Source organism: Pleomorphomonas diazotrophica (genome assembly GCF_002844595.1).
GTDB lineage: Bacteria > Pseudomonadota > Alphaproteobacteria > Rhizobiales > Pleomorphomonadaceae > Pleomorphomonas > Pleomorphomonas diazotrophica.
Genome location: NZ_PJNW01000005.1, coordinates 168,279 through 185,276 on the forward strand (window position 1 = coordinate 168,279; position 16,998 = coordinate 185,276).

The following is a 16,998-nucleotide window of genomic DNA, read 5'->3' on the forward strand; positions in this document are numbered from 1 at the left end:
GCCATGAGTCTCGTCAAAAACTTCGTGACGGTGGGGGGCGCCACGCTGTCCTCGCGCCTACTCGGCTTCGTGCGCGACGTGTTCATGGCCAACATGCTGGGGTCGGGCCCGATCGCCGACGCCTTCTTCGTGGCCTTCCGCCTGCCCAATCTGTTCCGCCGCCTGTTCGCCGAAGGGGCCTTCTCCTCGGCCTTCGTGCCGCTGTTCGCCCGGGCGTTGGCCGAGGGGGGCAAGACGTCGGCACGTGCTCTCGCCGAGGATATCCTCGCCGTCTTCCTGCTGACGCTCGTCATCGTCACGGCACTGGCCGAGATCGGTGCGCCCTGGCTGGTCGGCGTACTGGCACCCGGCTTCATCGACGAGCCGCAGAAGTTCGCGGCCGCCGAGTTCATGACGCGGGTGATGTTCCCCTATCTCGCCTGCATGTCGCTGACCGCCATGGCGGCCGGCATGCTGCAATCCTTCGGGCGCTTCGCGGTCGCCGCCTTTGCGCCGTCGCTGCTCAATGTCGTTCTGGTCGCCGCCCTCGTTCTCATCTGGTGGGAGAACTGGGCCGGCACGCCGGAGGCGGCCTACACGCTCTCCTGGGCCGTCTGCATCTCCGGCGTCGCCCAACTCATCGCCGTCGGCGGTTCGCTGTGGTGGATCGGCTTCCCCGTGTCGCTGACGCGGCCGCGCTACAACGACAACGTTCGCCGCTTCGTCAAGCTTGGCATTCCCGGGGTGATCTCCGGCGGCATCACCCAGATCAACATCGTGGTCGGCACCATCATCGCCTCCATGCAGGCGAGCGCCGTGTCGTGGCTCTACTTCGCCGACCGCATCTATCAGCTTCCACTCGGGGTGATCGGCGTCGCCATCGGCGTGGTGCTGCTGCCGGATCTCACCCGCCGCGTCCGGACGGAAAGCGCGGAGAGCATCTTTCACACCCAGAACCGGGCGCTGGAGTTCGCCATGGCGCTGACGCTGCCGGCGACCGTTGCCCTCTGCGCCATCCCCTATTCGATCATGCACGTGTTGTTCGAGCGTGGGGCCTTCACCGCCGCCGACACCGTGGCGACGGCCGACGCGCTGATCGCCTTCGCAGCCGGGCTGCCGGCGTTCGTCGCCATCAAGGTGTTCCAGCCCTCCTTCTACGCCCGCGAAGACACCCGTACGCCGACCGTGCAGGGCGGCATTTCCGTCGCGATCAATGTCGCCGCCTCGCTGGCGCTGTTCCCGTTCATCGGCCATGTCGGGATCGCCGCGGCGACCTCTCTCGCCGCCTGGGTCAATGCGCTGATGCTGGTCATCGAGCTTCACCGGCGCGGTCATTTCCGGGCCGATGTGCTACTCGTCCGGCGTCTGGTGCTCCTCGCCGTCGCGAGCCTCCTGATGGGGGCGGCGCTGCTGCTCGGCGAAAGCCTTGTCGACGCCCATCTCCGAAGCGATCGCGAGCTGATCCAGGGTCTATGGCTTCTCGGTCTCTGCCTCTTCGGCATGGCGGTCTATGGGCTGGCGACCGTTCTGACCGGCGCCGTCGACATCCGCCGTTACCTCAAGGCGATCGTCACTCGCGGCAAGGTTGGCTGAACGCGCCACCGACCGGGCACAACAACTCCTTCAGCAATTGCTGCTAAGACCTCGACCCACATTTGCGTTTTTGTGATCGGGAGGCAGGAATGCAGATCGAGGCAAGGCCCAGACTTCTGGGGCTGGAGTTCGGACGCTTCCTGGCAGCGCTCCTCGTTTGCTGTTTTCATTTCACCATCGCGTTCGAGAACCTGCGCCAAGACCAGGTGTTCGACTTCGCCTTTCGAGCCGGGCACGCCGGGGTCGACTACTTTTTCGTCTTGAGCGGCTTCATCATCTACTGGGTCCACCGCCCAGACATCGGCCGCCCCTCCGCCGTGACGAGCTTCGCCGCCAAGCGGATCATCCGAATCTATCCGCTCTATCTCGCCATCTTCGCCGCGATGCTCGTGGTGTTCTTCTTGGTGCCGTCGTTGCGCGGGGCGCGGGAGTTCACGTTCTGGAATGGCATTCTCGATGCTTTGCTGCTGCCGCTCTCCGGAGACACTGTGGTTCCTCAGGCATGGAGCCTGCGCCACGAAATGGTGTTCTATGCGCTGTTCGCGCTGATGATCCTCAACGTCCGCGTCGGCATCGTGGCACTTGTGGGATGGCAGGCTCTCAGTCTGATCGTCGGCATGATGCATCCTTATGATCTTGCGCCATCGATCAAGCCGTTCTTCTACATCTACAATCTGGGGTTTGGCCTGGGTGTTGTCTGCGCATGGATGGTGACCCGCATCTCGTTGCCGAAACCCGGCCTCATCGCCGGCCTCGGCGGCCTTGGCTTCATCGCCGCAATGACCGCCGAGTGGTACCTCGGCCGGGACTTGCCGGAAGAGTTTCTGCCACTCGGGGGCATAACCAGCCCGTTGATCTACATGAGCTGCGCCGCCGCACTCATCTTGTCAGTCTCGCAAATCGAGATGAGGAAGCCGTTGCCATTCGGCCGGCCGATGGCAATCCTGGGCGGCAGTTCCTATTGCATCTACCTGATCCACGCTCCGCTCGGGTCGGTCCTCATCCGCTTGTTCGGGGTGGGGCCGTTGGCCGGGCTGCCCAACCGGATCGTGTTCGTTGCCATGGTCCTCATCACCATAGGCGTATCGGTGGCCGTACACCTGATGATCGAGAAGCCAATGATGCAATGGCTGCGTCGACCGGGCCGTCGTCCTCAACCCGCCGGGAGCGTCCCGGCGTAGGGCCACCGGCCGACGAGCAGCTCGATCGGACACATCGCGCCACGTCTCGCGCGCCACTCTGTTTCACTTGCGGTCGTCGCTTGGCGGGTCCATAAGTCCGCCCGCCCGGTTTCACCACCGGTGCGCATATCACTCCATCCTCGGGTCCAAACCGATGCCTTTCAAGCCTCTTGTCTTCTCCGGCGTTCAACCGACCGGCAATCTCCATCTCGGCAACTATCTCGGCGCCATCAAGCGCTTCGTGGAAATGCAGGCGACGCACGACTGCATCTATTGCGTCGTCGACGAGCACGCCATCACCGTCTGGCAGGATCCCTTCGAGCTTCGCCGCCAGATCCGCGAAGTAACGGCCGCCTTCCTCGCCGCCGGCATCGATCCGAAGACGCATATCGTTTTCAATCAGAGCCAGGTGCCCGAGCATGCCGAGCTTGCATGGGTATTCAACTGCGTCGCCCGCATGGGCTGGCTCAACCGCATGACGCAGTTCAAGGAGAAGGCCGGCAAGGACCGCGAGAACGTGTCGGTGGGCCTCTTCGCCTATCCGAGCCTGATGGCGGCCGACATTCTCGTCTACCGGGCGACGCATGTGCCCGTCGGCGAAGATCAGAAGCAGCATCTCGAGCTTGCCCGCGACATCGCCACGAAGTTCAACAACGACTTCTCGGCCTCGATCGTCGCCCAGGGTCACAGTGCCGAGGAAGGTTACTTCCCGCTGCCGGAGCCTCTGACGCAGGGCCCGGCGCCGCGCGTCATGTCGCTTCGCGACGGCACCAAGAAGATGTCGAAGTCCGACCCGTCGGATTACTCGCGCATCAACCTCACCGACGACCGCGACGCCATCGCCCAGAAGATCCGCAAGGCCCGGACCGACCCGGAGCCGCTGCCGTCTGAGGTCGAAGGCCTCAAGGAGCGCCCGGACGCCGACAATCTCGTGACCATCTACGCCGCGCTGGCCGGCACGACGAAGGAAGCGGTGCTGAGGGACCATGGCGGTTCGCAGTTTTCGGCCTTCAAGCCGGCTCTGGCCGACCTCGCGGTGTCCGTCCTGTCGCCGATCAACGATCGGATGAAGGCGCTGATGGCCGAGCCCGACCATATCGACGCCGTCCTCGCCGACGGCTCCGAGCGGGCCGGCGCCATCGCCGGCAAGGTGATGGACGACGTGCGCGACATCATCGGCTTCATCCAGAGCCGCAAGCGACGCTGAGATCCACCGTTCGATGAAACTTGAAGGCCGGCGCGGCTTGTCCGCCGCCGGCCTTCTGCTAGTCTCCCGCCATGGTCTCACGCCGTCTCGCCCGCGAAGAGGGTCACCGCCGCAAGTTCCTGTGCGTTATCGACGACACGCCCGAGTGCGACCGGGCGCTGGTCTATGCGGCGACGCGCGCCCGACATACGGCGGGCGGCCTGGTGCTGCTCTACGTCATCCCGCCCGGCGACTTCCAGCACTGGCGGGGCGTCGAGGAGATGATGCGGGCCGAGGCGATGGACGAGGCGCGGCAGCGGCTCGCCACCACCGCCGAGCGCGTACACGCCTTCGCCGCCGACATCGAGGCCGAGCTGGTCATCCGAGAGGGGCAGGCCGCCGACGCCATCCATCGGCTCATCGAAGAGGATCGCGACATCGCCATTCTGGTGCTGGCGGCCGGCATTGGCAGCGAGGGGCCGGGACCACTGGTCACCTCGGTGGCCGCCCGGTCGACCCCGCCCTTCCCCATTCCGGTGACCATCGTCCCCGGCGACATGAGCGATGACGATATCGCCGCCGTCGCCTGACCGGGCAGAACGATTTATGTCCGCAGGTTCACCGATTGTTCATTTGCAAAGTCTGAACTATCTTCTAAAGATCAAGTTTAGATCCGTTCCAATCAGGCGAGCCTGAGGAGCCCAACGACATGTTCATCCAGACCGAGTCCACGCCCAATCCGGCGACGCTGAAGTTCCTGCCCGGACGGGTCGTCCTCGAAGGCAGCCCGCGCGAGTTCCTGACCGCCGAACAAGCGACCGTCTCGCCGCTCGCCAGCGCCCTGTTCGAGATCGACGGCGTTTCCGGCGTGTTCTTCGGCGCCGATTTCGTCACGGTGACCAGCCGCGACGAGGATTGGGTGCACCTCAAGCCGGCGGTGCTCGGCGTCATCATGGAACACTTCATGTCCGGCGCGCCGATCCTGACCACCACCGAGACGACGGCCGGCGCCGAGGATTTCGATCCCGCCGACGCAGAGACGGTGTCGTCGATCAAGGAACTGCTCGACACGCGCGTGCGGCCGGCGGTTGCCGCCGACGGCGGCGACATCACCTTCCGCGCCTACAAGGACGGCGTCGTCTACCTGAACATGCGCGGCGCCTGCGCCGGCTGCCCATCGTCGACGGCGACGCTCAGGAATGGCATCCAGAACCTTCTGCGCCACTTCCTGCCGGACGTGCGCGAGGTTCGCGCCGTCGCCTGAACGCATCCGCTATATCCTGTCTTGCGCGCCGCCGGCTCCGCCGGCGGCGTTGTCGTTTGGGCCGACGACCGCTCGCTAAACAGTCAAGATGCCGTGAAAAGGTCGTTACTGACGCGTAATAAGGTGCGAAATTCCGCCATCGGTCACTCTTATTGAACAATTTGTCAGCCATTCGTGGTCTATTCGAGCCCCTGGGAGCGGCCTAGGTCGAGGGACGAAATCCTTCTTTCCCAACGAAAGGCTTCTCCAATGTCCGCTCTTCTCGCCGACGACACACTCGACCGCCTGTTTCGCGACGGCCGTTCCTACAACGGCTTTCTCGACAAGCCGGTCTCCGATCAAACGCTGAAGACGCTGGCCGAGCTCGTCAGCTTCGGCCCCACGGAGGCCAACACCCTGCCCGGCCGCTTTGTCTTCGTGAAGTCGCCGGAGGCCAGGGAAAAGCTGCTTGCCGCCATGGCGCCGGGCAACCAGGCCAAGACCAAGACCGCGCCGGTGTCGATCGTGGCCGGCTATGATCTCGATTTCTACGAAAACCTGCCGAAGACCTTCCCGCACGCAGATGCGCGCTCATGGTATGCCGGCTCGCCCGACGAGCGGCTGCAGTTCTCGGCGCTGCGGTCAGCCTCGCTGCAGGTCGGCTACCTCACCATGGCGGCCCGGGCGCTGGGTCTCGACGTCGGCCCGATGGCCGGCTTCGACGCAGCCGCCCTCGATGCCGCCTTCTTCCCCGACAGCCGCGTCCGGACCTTCCTGGTGCTCAACCTCGGCTATGGCGACAAGTCGTCGCTATTCCCGCGCCTGCCGCGCCTGGCATTTGACGAGTATGCCCGCATCGCCTGACGGCTCTCCAAGACAGGCAGCCCGAAGCCCCGCCGGCAACGACGGGGCTTTTCTTTTGCTTACATCGCTGGCAGGCGCTTTTCCGGGCTCCGGCAGAGGTCGGCGACGATGCAGCGTTCGCATTCCGGCCGCCGGGCCTTGCAGACGTAGCGGCCGTGCAGGATCAGCCAGTGGTGGGCATGCTGAAGGTAGGCTTTCGGCACGCGCCTTTCGAGGCCGAGCTCCACCTCGATCGGGGTCCGCCCCGGCGCCAGGCCAAGCCGGTTGGATACGCGGAAGACGTGGGTGTCGACGGCGATGGTCGGCTCGCCGAAGGCGATGTTGAGCACGACATTGGCCGTCTTGCGGCCGACGCCCGGCAGCGCTTCCAAGGCAGCCCGGTCACGCGGCACCTCGCCGCCGTGCTCGCGCACCAGGATCTCCGAAAGGGCAATGACGTTCTTCGCCTTGTTGCGATAAAGACCGATGGTCTTGATCGCCTCGCGCAGGCGGTCTTCGCCGAAGTCCACCATCTTGTGAGGCGTATCGATCGTCTCGAACAGGGGACGCGTCGCCTTGTTAACGCCGGCGTCGGTGGTCTGGGCGGACAGCGTCACGGCCACCAGCAGCGTATAGGGGTTGACGGCGTGGAGTTCCCCTTGCGGTTCGGGATTGGCCGCCTTGAAGGTGGCGAACAGCGCTTCAACTTCTTCGGCAGTCATCGGCCGCGTCGGCGGGATGGGCGTCTCGATGTCTTCGGACAGGGCGGCGGGCTTTCTCGGCACGGGCATACTCCGGACAAGGCGTGAAGCCGTTTCTATAGCCGGATTTGCCGCCCGACAGAGTCAGCAGCGCTCTTTTCCGGACGCCGGCATCGTTTTTTTGCGCTTTTTCGTCCCGCGTGCGAAAATCGGGTGGTTGGATCGCCCGACGCTCCCTAACTTCGCATCGCACCCTTGATGGAGGACGCGATGGACGCCATTACGCTGACCGACAACCTCACCTGCCCGCCGATGTCGGCGAGCTGGCTGCACGAGGGGATGCGCATGGCGGGCGAGGTATCGCTCGATCGCGATCACAGCGACTATATCCTCGTGCGCGATACCATTCGTTTCATCTCCGAACGCTGGCGCGACCAGCCGGAGCTGGAGACGATCGCCGCCGCCGTCGGCACCGATGCCGGCCATCTGCATCGCCTTTTCACCCGCTGGGCCGGATTGACTCCCAAGGCCTTCGTGCAGGCGCTGACGCTCGATGAGGCGCGGCGGATGCTCGACCAGTCGTCGTCCATCCTCGACACGGCCTATGAGGTCGGACTGTCGGGGCCGGGCCGATTGCACGACCTCTTCGTGACGCATGAGGCGATGAGCCCCGGCGCCTACAAGGCCCGCGGGGCGGGCGTCACCATCGCCTACGGCTTCCACAACTCGCCCTTCGGCACGGCTCTAGTGATGGCCACCGATCGCGGGCTCGCCGGCATCGCCTTCGCCGACCCCGGCGAAGAGCAGAAAGCCTTCCGTGACATGTCGGCGCGCTGGCCGGCCGCCACTTATGTTCAGGACGAGGTGGTAACCGCGCCCTACGCGCGGCAGGTGTTCGACCCGACGGTATGGTCGCAGGATCGACCGATCCGGCTGGTGTTCATCGGCTCCGATTTTGAAGTCCGCGTCTGGGAAACGCTGCTGCGCATTCCGCTCGGCAAGGCGACGACCTACTCCGACATCGCCCGGCACATCGGCAACCCCAATGCGGCGCGAGCGGTCGGGTCGGCGGTCGGCCGAAACCCTCTATCCTTCGTCGTGCCCTGCCACCGCGTGCTCGGCCGCGAAGGCGACCTCTGCGGCTACCACTGGGGTCTCACGCGAAAGAAGGCCATTCTCGGTTGGGAAACCGGCCTGGCGCGCCGCCTCGGCAGCGCCGAGGTGGAACGGGGCTGACCACCCGGCTCCTTCCGTCCAGAAACAAAAAACGCCGCGACGGGAAACCGCCGCGGCGCTTTGTTTTCAAAGAGGCCGTAATCAGGCGGCCAGAACCTTCTTCGACTTGATCGAGCCGTCTTCGTTCAGCTCGTAGACGATCGGCTCGCCGGTGTTGAGCTCGCGAGCGACGATCTCCTCGCCAGTGAGCTTCTCGAGGTCCATGATGATCGAGCGCAGCGAGTTGCCATGGGCGGCGACCAGCACATTCTCGCCCTTCAGGACGCGCGGCAGAATCTGCGCGTTGAAATAGGGCAGCGTGCGCTCGGCGGTGTTCTTCAGGCTCTCGCCGCCCGGAGGCGGAACGTCGAAGGAGCGGCGCCAAATGTGCACCTGCTCCTCGCCCCACTTGGCGCGGGCGTCGTCCTTGTTGAGGCCGGTCAGCTCGCCGTAGTCGCGCTCGTTGAGGGCCTGGTCCTTGATGGTCTCGAGGCCCGGCTGGCCGACCTGGTCGAGGATGAGGCGCAGCGTGTGCTGGGCGCGAGTGAGCACCGAGGTGTAGGCGATGTCATACTTGTAGCCGAGGGCCTTGAGGCGGGCGCCGGCGGCAGTCGCTTCCTTGACGCCCTGGGCGGTGAGGTCGGGATCCTTCCAGCCAGTGAACAGGTTGAGCAGGTTCCACTCGGACTGGCCGTGGCGGACGAGGACCAGAATGCGGCTCATGGGCTTTTCTCCAGTTGATCGTTTCATTGCGGGCCGGAACCAACCCTCGGCCCCGGAACGTTCAGCAGCCGGCCGCCGCCCCTTGTCGGGCGCGCGGCCGGAATATGGTCAATCCTTGAGGCCGAGCACGTCGGCCATGTCGTAGCGGCCGGGTTTGCGGCCGCGCGCCCAGAGCGCGGCACGCACCGCCCCCTTGGCAAACTGTGCTCGATCCTCGGCAACGTGCCTCAGCTCAAGCCGCTCGCCGGCGCCGGCGAGATAGACGGTGTGCTCGCCGACCACCGAACCGCCGCGCAACGTGGCAAAGCCGATGGCGCCCTGCGGACGCGGGCCGGTGTAGCCATCGCGTGAGCGGACGGCATAATCGTCGAGCTTGATGTCACGACCGCGCGCCACGGCCTCGCCGAGCAGCAGCGCGGTACCGGAGGGCGCGTCCACCTTGTGGCGATGATGCATTTCCAAGATCTCGGCGTCGAACTCCGGCCCAAGAACCCGGGCGGCTCGTTCGACCAGGAGAGCGAGAAGATTGACGCCGACACTCATGTTGCCGGACTTGACGACCGTCGCATGCCGGGCGGCGGCATCGATCTTGGCCTCGTCCTCGGCCGAACAGCCGGTGGTGCCGATGATGTGGGCGATGCGCGCCTGGGCGGCCAGCTCGGCGAACTCCAGGGTGGCCGCCGGCGTCGTGAAATCGAGAATACCCTCGGCGCCGACCACCGCGGCGAGGGTGTCGGTCGTCAGGGGCACGCCGATATCGCCGATGCCGGCCAGCGCGCCGGCATCCTCGCCGACAAGAGGACTGCCCTCGCGCTCGATGGCGGCGTGTACGGTCACGCCCGCCGTTTCGGAGACGATGCGCACCAGCGTACGCCCCATGCGTCCGCCGGCGCCGACCACAACGAGCTTCATGTCCGACATGTTCGACCTCGCCGGTTCAGGGGAGAACACCGTTGCCATGGCGGCCTTCTATCACGCGAGGGCCGCTCGGTAATCCTTTAGTCGCAAAAAACCTTCGGGATCATGCTGGAAAAAACGCGTATTGGCGCGGATTTCAGCTTCAATCCTCGGTCACGCGGCCGATGGCGTCGAGGATCAGGGCGATGTCGGCGGGGCGAGACAGCCTGTGATCCCCATCCTTGACCAAGGTCAGCACCACGTCGTCATCGACGAGACGATCGACGATGCGTTGGGCATGGAGGTAGGGTACCGAGGTGTCGGCCATGCCCTGGATGATGATGACGGGCACGCCGAGGCGGAGCGGCGCATCGAGAAGATTGTGTTTGGCGCCGTCCCGGAAGAAATCGGCGGTGAGGCGATAAGCGGGGCTGCCATACTCGCCGGGGACCTCGATGGTTTCGCCGGCCTCCACACGGGCGCGCGCCTCGGGCGGCAGCGCCGGATAGAACAGCTTCTCGGTGAAATCGGGGGCCGGGGCGACAAGGACGGCGCCCTTGAGGCCGGCGGGACACTCGCGGGCCAGCAACAGCGCCATCCAGCCGCCCATCGAAGAGCCGACCACCACGTACTCCGGGCCGGCCTCGGCGGCGATAATCGCCTTGGCCTCGGCGAACCAGCGGCCGATGCGGCCGTCCTCGAAGGCGCCGTCCGATCCACCGTGGCCGGAGTAGTCGAAGCGCACCACCTTTCGGCCGGTCTTGCGACCCCAGGCTGACACCGCCTCGGCCTTGGCGCCGGTCATGTCGGACCGGAAACCGCCGAGCCAGACAACAGTCGGGCCGGCTCCATCCTGGACAAGACCGCGAACAATCCGCCCATCATCCGGCATGGTGATATTGATCGGCCGATCCGTCATCTTGCTCCGCCCCACCCCTCATGCGCGCCGGTCTTTGCCGGCACCCAAGGCAATCCGCCGCTTCTTTAGCCCATTTCCTGGCTAATTGCGGCGTGTGACCTTGACTTTTTCGCACTCTCCAACGATTTTCAGGCCGTTGTCCAGCTTGCGAGTCCGTGCTTCACGGAATGACGCGGTTCGCCGTGAGGACAGCCGGCCACCCGTGGATGGCGCCCCTGTTTCAAAGGTGCGATCGGTTTGACGATCAAGGTCCTTGACATGGTCGGGCGCTGACATATCCCTGCGGTGATCGTTCCCAAAAACGTCAGAGGAGTTGACAGCCATTCGTCGCCCGTTCCGAGCCACCGCCCCCGTCAAGGAAGGTCCGCGCATCAATCGCGAAATCCGGGTCCCTCAGGTCCAGTTGATCGGTGAGGAAGGTGACAACCTCGGCGTTGTCGCGATCGCCGATGCCCTGGCCGCTGCTGCCGAGGCCGGCCTCGACCTCGTCGAGATTTCTCCGAATTCGACGCCTCCCGTCTGCAAGATCCTGGATTTCGGCAAATACAAGTTCGAAGCCCAGAAGAAGGCGTCGGAAGCCCGCAAGAACCAGAAGATCGTCGAAATCAAGGAGATCAAGCTCAGGCCCAACATCGACACGAACGATTACGGCGTGAAGATGAAGAGCATGCTGCGGTTTTTCGAGGAAGGCGACAAGGTCAAGGTGACGCTGCGTTTCCGCGGTCGCGAGATGGCTCACCAGGACCTCGGCTTCAAGCTGCTGCAGCAGGTCAAGGAAGAAACCGTCGGCGTTGCCAAGGTCGAGAGCGAGCCACGCCTCGAAGGCCGTCAGATGGTGATGCTGCTCGCTCCACGCTGAGCATTGCATTTTCCAAGGGCTCCGGGCGGCGTTGCCGCGCCGGAGCCTTTTTTGTTTCGGAGGCGCGATACCTGAATCCGCCTTGCGTCTGCTGCGCTTTTCGGCTAGAAGCCAGCCACTTCAGGTCGCCCGGCGTGGAAACGGCTCGCCGTGTCCATGGGCATGCCGTGGCGACCGTCGAAGCTCAAACCCCCGGACAGCGCGGTCCAGGGTCGCGGGTCTCCCGCGGCGGACCGCGGCCTTTTCCGGAACAAACAGGCCAGAGGCCCCGAAAGGGATCTCCTAAAACTCGGAAACGAGCAAAATGCCCAAGATGAAGACGAAGTCGGGCGCCAAGAAGCGCTTCAAGGTGACGGCCAGTGGCCACATCAAGTCTGCTCAGGCCGGCAAGCGCCATGGCATGATCAAGCGGACCACCAAGTTCATCCGTAAGGCTCGCGGCACCACCGTGCTGTCGAAGCCGGACGAGATCATCATCAAGAAGAACTTCCTGCCCTACGCCTGATCCCGCGCGATCAAACGGCACTCACTATCGAGGAGACTGAATTATGGCGCGCGTCAAGCGGGGCGTTACGTCCCATGCCAAGCACAAGAAGGTTCTAGAGGCCGCCAAGGGCTATCGGGGCCGTCGCAAGAATACCATCAAGACCGCCAAGGCGGCTGTCGATCGCGCGATGCAGTATGCGACGCGTGACCGCCGGGCCAAGAAGCGCAACTTCCGCGCCCTCTGGATCCAGCGCATCAATGCCGCTGTTCGCGATGTGACCGGTGGCGAGCTGACCTACGCTCGCTTCATCGACCTGCTGGCCAAGGCCGGGATCACCATCGACCGCAAGGTGCTGTCCGAGCTTGCCATCAGCGAGCCGGCATCGTTTAAGGCCATCGTCGAGAAGGCCCAGGCTGCCGCCTAATCAGCGACAGCGCGGGGCCGATCGCTGATCGGCCGCCCCCGACATCACGAGAGCGGCGCGCCGGTCGGTGCGCCGCTCTTTTTTGTTTCCGGGATGCATTCGCCGGTAAGACCGGCTAGAAGCCTGCCATCAGATCCGCCAGGACATCCGTCATGACCGACATCGAACAGCTCGAAGCCTCCATTCTCGACGACATCCACGCCGCCGGCGATGAAACCGCCCTCGAGGGCGTGCGCGTCGCCACCCTCGGCAAGCAGGGATCGGTGTCGGCACTGCTGAAAACGCTCGGCGCCATGAGCCCCGACGAGCGGCGGACGCGCGGCGCGGCAATCAACGCGCTGAAGGATCGGGTGAGCCTCGCCATCGCCGACCGCAAGGCGGTGCTGAAGGCCGCCGCCCTTGATGCCCGCCTTGCCCGTGAAACCGTGGATATCTCGCTACCTGTTCGCTCCGGCCCGCTCGCCGAGGGGCGTATCCACCCGGTGAGCCAGGTGATCGACGAGATCACCGCCATCTTCACCGACATGGGCTTTGCGGTGGCCGAGGGTCCGGATATCGAGACCGACCACTATAACTTCACCGCCCTCAACTTCCCGCCGGACCATCCGGCGCGCGAGATGCATGACACCTTCTTCCTGAAGCCGAAGGAAGATGGCTCGCGCCTGCTGCTCAGAACCCACACCTCGCCGGTACAGGTGCGCACCATGGAGGCGCAGAAGCCGCCGATCCGCATCATTGCGCCCGGCCGCACCTATCGCTGCGACAGCGACGCCACCCATACGCCGATGTTCCATCAGGTGGAGGGCCTCGTCATCGACGAGACGACCCATTTCGGCCATCTCAAGTGGGTGCTCGAGGAGTTCCTGAAGGCTTTCTTCGAGGTCGACGAGGTCAAGACCCGCTTCCGCCCGTCCTTCTTCCCGTTCACCGAGCCGTCGATGGAAGTCGACGTCGGCTGCAAGCGCTCGGGTTCGGAGACCCGCATCGGCGAGGGCGACGACTGGTTGGAGATCTTGGGCTGCGGCATGGTGCATCCCAACGTCATCCGCTCGGCCGGCCTCGACCCCGATGTCTACCAGGGCTTTGCCTTCGGCATGGGCATCGACCGCATCGCCATGTTGAAATATGGCATGCCCGACCTGCGCGCCTTCTTCGATGCCGATGCCCGCTGGCTGAAGCACTACGGCTTCCGGCCGCTCGACCTGCCGAGCCTTTATGGCGGTCTGACGGGGTAACCGGTGGCAGCCGCCAACCTGTTTATCCGTCCGCTCGCCGGGCCAAGCCAATCAGAATTTCCGATTACGGATTTGCCAAAATGAAGTTCACACTCAGCTGGCTGAAAGACCATCTTGATACCGAGGCCTCGCTCGACGAGGTCGTCGAGGCGCTCACCATGGTGGGCCTCGAGGTGGAAGAGGTTTCCGATCCCTCGGCGCCACTCAAGCCTTTCGTCGTGGCCAAGATCGTCACCGCCGACAAGCACCCCAACGCCGACAAGCTGAAGCTGCTGTCGGTCGATGCGGGCAAGGGACCGGTGCAGGTGGTGTGCGGCGCGCCCAATGCGCGGGCGGGCCTCAAGGGTGTGTTCGCCCTGCCCGGCGTGGTCATTCCGGCCACCGGCGACGTTCTGGAAGTCGGCACCATTCGCGGCGTCGAGAGCCGGGGCATGATGTGTTCGGAGCGCGAGCTCGGCCTGTCGGACGAGCATAACGGCATCATCGAGCTGCCCGAGGACGCCCCGATCGGCGTGTCCTTCGCCGACTATCGTGGTGGCGCCGATCCGGTGATCGACATTTCCATCACCCCCAACCGCCCCGACTGCCTTGGTGTGCGCGGCATCGCCCGCGATCTCGCGGCGCGCGGTCTCGGCACGCTGAAACCCGACCCGCTGGCGCCGGTTCCTGGCGCCTTCGCGTCGCCGGTGCCGATCTCGCTGACGTTCGACGGCGACGATACGCCCTGCCCGGTGTTCGCCGGCCGCGTGGTGCGTGGCCTCAAGAACGGTCCGTCGCCGAAGTGGCTGCAGGACAGGCTCAAGGCCATCGGTCTTCGTCCGATCTCGGCCTTGGTCGACATCACCAACTACCTGACTTTCGATCGCGGCCGTCCGCTGCACGTCTACGACGCCGACAAGCTGACCGGCACCATCCGCGCCCGCCTCGGCAAGACTGGCGAGAGCCTTCTGGCGCTCGATGGCAAGACCTACGCGGTGGACGAGAGCATGTGCGTCATCGCCGACGACGCCGCAGTGCTCGGCCTTGGCGGCGTCATGGGTGGCGAGACCACCGGTTCCACCGAAGCCACCACCTCAGTCTTCATCGAAAGCGCCTTCTTCGATGCCGGTCGCACCGCCCGTACCGGCCGCCGGCTGGGCCTCAACTCGGATGCCCGCTTCCGCTTCGAGCGTGGCGTCGATCCCGGCTTCGTGGTGGCCGGCCTCGAGCTGGCGACGCGGATGGTGCTCGACCTCTGCGGCGGCGAGGCTTCCGAGATCGTGGTGGCCGGCAAGGAACCGCTCCAGAACAAGGTGATCGACTTCCCGCTCGCCGAGGTGAAGCGCCTCTCCGGCCTCGATCTGCCGGCCGAGACCATCGCCGGCACGCTGGAGAAGCTCGGCTTCAAGGTGACAGGTGGCGGCGACAACCGCTCGGTCGCCGTGCCGTCCTGGCGGCCGGACGTTCACGGCAAGGCCGACCTCGTCGAGGAAGTGGTGCGTATCGTCGGTCTCGATCAGGTGAAGGCGACGGCGCTGCCGCGTATCGCCTCGGTGTCGCAGAAGGTGCTGACGCCGCTGCAGATCCGCACCCGCCGTGCCAAGCGGACGCTGGCAGCGCGCGGCCTCGTCGAGGCGGTGACCTGGTCCTTCCTCGCCAAGCCGGTAGCCGTGCTGTTCGGCGGCGGGGCACCCGAGCTCGAACTCGCCAACCCGATCTCCGCCGATATGAGCGACATGCGGCCGAGCCTGATTCCCGGCCTCGTCGCTGCAGTGAAGCGCAACGCCGACCGCGGCCTTGCCGACCTCTCCCTGTTCGAAGTGGGGCAGATATTCGCCGGCGACCGCCCCCAGGACCAGAGCATCGCTGCCACTGCCGTACGCGAAGGTAGTGCCGGTCTGGCCGGTGCTGGTCGTCATTGGGCTGGTTCCGCGCCCGCCGTCACCGCCTTTGACGCCAAGGCCGATGCGTTGGCGCTGCTCGACGCCTTGGGTGTCGACACGTCACGCGTCCAGATCGTCCGTTCGGCGCCGAGCTGGTTCCATCCTGGCCGCTCGGGCAGCATCCAGCTCGGACCGCAGACCGTGCTCGCTCACTTCGGCGAGCTGCATCCGGCCGTCGTCGAAGCCCTGGATGCCGAGGGACCGATCGTTGCCGCCGAGGTGATCCTCGACCGCATCCCTGTCGCCAAGGCGAAGGCCGGCCGCAGCAAGCCTGCGCTGGCGCTTTCCGCGTTCATGCCGGTCAGCCGCGACTTCGCCTTCGTCGTCGACGACGGCATCGAAGTGGCTAAGATCATCAAGGCGGTGCAGGGCGCCGACAAGAAACTGATCGGCAGCGTCGACGTGTTCGACATCTACAAGGGCGAGCACGTGGCCGCGGGCCAGAAGTCGGTGGCCATTGCCGTCACGCTGACGCCGAGCGACCGCACGCTGACCGACGAAGACATCGAGAAGGTGTCTAAGGCCATCATCGCCGCGGTGCAGAAGGCAACCGGCGCAGCGCTACGCGGCTGAGCGCCAAGCAAGCCAAGAGATGTGCGAAGGCCGCGGGAGACCGCGGCCTTTTTCATTACTTTGCGACCAGAACCTGCGAGCACTCCGGCGGCAGATCCTTCAGGGTGATCTCCGGTGGCGGTGGCTTGGGCTTCGACGGCTTCGTCGGTTTGGGCGGTGGCGGCGCGTACCAGCTTTGGAGTTCGGCGCCGCAGCCGTCGCCCGACGGCGGATCGACCTGGGGCTTGCAGGTCGGCGAGTTGCGCGGACAGGCGAGGCGGATGTGGAAATGGAAGTCGTGCCCCCACCAGGGGCGCACCTTGGATAGCCATCCGCGATCGCCGGTCGCGCCTTCGCAGAGCGCCTTCTTGATGGCCCGGTTGACGAAGATGCGCTCCACCTCCGGCTGTTTCGCCGCCAAGCGTATGATGTTGAACTGGCGGTCCGAAAACTTCTTCGGGTCGACGCTGAGCGTGTTGGGTGCCAGCATCGACACGGCGCTCACCCGCTCGCGTTCGTCGTAGGTCAATTCACGCTTCGGCATTGGTGTCAGCCAGATGTCGGCATCGAGCCCGATCTGGTGGCTGGCGTGGCCCGACGACATGGGGCCGCCCCTCGGCTGCGACATGTCGCCGACCAGAAGGCCGTTCCAGCCGACGGCCGGCGCCTTCGCCGCGAGGCGTTCGAGAAAGCCGACCAGTACCGGGTTGCCCCAGTTGCGGTTGCGGGACAGGCGCATGACCTGCCATGTCGGGCCGTTGACCGGTAGGAGCGCCGCGCCGGCAAGACAGCCTCGGGCGTAGGAGCCTATCGAGCGCGCGGCGAGTGGCGCCGGGGCCTCTACGGCGCCGAACAGTTGCTTGGCCGGCGTCTCGGCGGCGGCCGGCAGGATGGTGGCAAGGAGGAAGAGGGCAGCGAGGCGACAGGACATGGACTGTTCCGGGGCTGTTCCGGCAAGATGACCTGCCCATGCTGCGCCATTGCGGATTAACCGGAGATTAACCAGCGCGCGGCGGCGACGCCCCTTGATCGACGGGCA

Annotated in this window: 17 protein-coding genes; 12 read left to right on the plus strand and 5 right to left on the minus strand. The window is 65.3% G+C overall.

The features are described from left to right. Positions 1-3 precede the first annotated feature (3 nt). From murJ to CXZ10_RS08965, 6 genes are all read left to right on the plus strand, one after another. Entirely contained in the window at positions 4-1,572 is a 1,569-nt protein-coding gene (murJ, locus tag CXZ10_RS08940) for a murein biosynthesis integral membrane protein MurJ (protein ID WP_101288800.1), read from the plus strand. An 89-nt stretch (positions 1,573-1,661) separates the two neighbouring features. Continuing rightward, positions 1,662-2,753: an acyltransferase family protein gene (locus CXZ10_RS08945; protein ID WP_101288801.1), complete on the plus strand. Its 1,092-nt coding sequence runs from the start codon at positions 1,662-1,664 to the stop codon at positions 2,751-2,753. Between the two features lie 154 nt (positions 2,754-2,907). Then, the gene (gene trpS, locus CXZ10_RS08950; RefSeq protein WP_101288802.1) at positions 2,908-3,960 is read left to right on the plus strand and encodes a tryptophan--tRNA ligase; all 1,053 of its coding nucleotides are present in this window, start codon (positions 2,908-2,910) and stop codon (positions 3,958-3,960) included. A 71-nt stretch (positions 3,961-4,031) separates the two neighbouring features. Next, positions 4,032-4,529 (plus strand): universal stress protein, encoded by a 498-nt coding sequence (locus CXZ10_RS08955; RefSeq protein ID WP_101288803.1) that lies wholly within the window; start codon positions 4,032-4,034, stop codon positions 4,527-4,529. Between the two features lie 119 nt (positions 4,530-4,648). After that, positions 4,649-5,203, plus strand: coding sequence for a NifU family protein (locus CXZ10_RS08960; RefSeq protein ID WP_101288804.1), 555 nt, complete (start codon positions 4,649-4,651; stop codon positions 5,201-5,203). Between the two features lie 249 nt (positions 5,204-5,452). Continuing rightward, positions 5,453-6,046, plus strand: a complete 594-nt coding sequence (locus CXZ10_RS08965) for a malonic semialdehyde reductase (protein ID WP_101288805.1) — start codon at positions 5,453-5,455, stop codon at positions 6,044-6,046. 59 nt (positions 6,047-6,105) lie between these two features. Here CXZ10_RS08965 and nth read toward each other — a convergent pair whose 3' ends face one another. Next, positions 6,106-6,816 (minus strand): endonuclease III, encoded by a 711-nt coding sequence (nth, locus tag CXZ10_RS08970; protein WP_101288806.1) that lies wholly within the window; start codon positions 6,814-6,816, stop codon positions 6,106-6,108. Between the two features lie 249 nt (positions 6,817-7,065). Here nth and CXZ10_RS08975 point away from each other — a divergent pair, with 249 nt between their 5' ends. Then, positions 7,066-7,962, plus strand: a complete 897-nt coding sequence (locus CXZ10_RS08975) for a methylated-DNA--[protein]-cysteine S-methyltransferase (RefSeq protein ID WP_425298934.1) — start codon at positions 7,066-7,068, stop codon at positions 7,960-7,962. 81 nt (positions 7,963-8,043) lie between these two features. Here CXZ10_RS08975 and CXZ10_RS08980 read toward each other — a convergent pair whose 3' ends face one another. The 3 genes from CXZ10_RS08980 to CXZ10_RS08990 form a co-directional block, all read right to left on the minus strand. Continuing rightward, complete coding sequence (locus CXZ10_RS08980; RefSeq protein WP_101288807.1) at positions 8,044-8,664, minus strand: 2,3-bisphosphoglycerate-dependent phosphoglycerate mutase; 621 nt, start codon at positions 8,662-8,664, stop codon at positions 8,044-8,046. Between the two features lie 108 nt (positions 8,665-8,772). Next, a complete protein-coding gene (dapB, locus tag CXZ10_RS08985; protein ID WP_101288808.1) occupies positions 8,773-9,585 on the minus strand; it encodes a 4-hydroxy-tetrahydrodipicolinate reductase in 813 nt (270 codons plus the stop codon). Between the two features lie 139 nt (positions 9,586-9,724). After that, the gene (locus CXZ10_RS08990; RefSeq protein WP_101288809.1) at positions 9,725-10,480 is read right to left on the minus strand and encodes an alpha/beta hydrolase; all 756 of its coding nucleotides are present in this window, start codon (positions 10,478-10,480) and stop codon (positions 9,725-9,727) included. 322 nt (positions 10,481-10,802) lie between these two features. Between CXZ10_RS08990 and infC the strand changes: the two genes are divergently transcribed. The 5 genes from infC to pheT all read left to right on the plus strand — a co-directional run bounded on the left by infC (position 10,803) and on the right by pheT (position 15,980). Next, a complete protein-coding gene (gene infC, locus CXZ10_RS08995; protein WP_101288996.1) occupies positions 10,803-11,339 on the plus strand; it encodes a translation initiation factor IF-3 in 537 nt (178 codons plus the stop codon). Positions 11,340-11,643: 304 nt separating this feature from the next. Then, positions 11,644-11,844: a 50S ribosomal protein L35 gene (gene rpmI, locus CXZ10_RS09000; RefSeq protein WP_026789928.1), complete on the plus strand. Its 201-nt coding sequence runs from the start codon at positions 11,644-11,646 to the stop codon at positions 11,842-11,844. A gap of 43 nt (positions 11,845-11,887) precedes the next feature. Then, complete coding sequence (gene rplT / locus CXZ10_RS09005) at positions 11,888-12,250, plus strand: 50S ribosomal protein L20 (protein ID WP_101288810.1); 363 nt, start codon at positions 11,888-11,890, stop codon at positions 12,248-12,250. A 152-nt stretch (positions 12,251-12,402) separates the two neighbouring features. Continuing rightward, the gene (pheS, locus tag CXZ10_RS09010; RefSeq protein ID WP_101288811.1) at positions 12,403-13,485 is read left to right on the plus strand and encodes a phenylalanine--tRNA ligase subunit alpha; all 1,083 of its coding nucleotides are present in this window, start codon (positions 12,403-12,405) and stop codon (positions 13,483-13,485) included. Between the two features lie 80 nt (positions 13,486-13,565). Further along, positions 13,566-15,980 carry a phenylalanine--tRNA ligase subunit beta gene (gene pheT / locus CXZ10_RS09015; protein ID WP_101288812.1) on the plus strand — a complete coding sequence of 805 codons (2,415 nt, stop codon included), beginning with the start codon at positions 13,566-13,568 and terminating at the stop codon, positions 15,978-15,980. Positions 15,981-16,035: 55 nt separating this feature from the next. Here the strand turns inward: pheT and mepA are convergent, their stop codons facing one another. After that, a complete protein-coding gene (gene mepA / locus CXZ10_RS09020) occupies positions 16,036-16,890 on the minus strand; it encodes a penicillin-insensitive murein endopeptidase (protein ID WP_101288813.1) in 855 nt (284 codons plus the stop codon). Positions 16,891-16,998 lie beyond the last annotated feature (108 nt).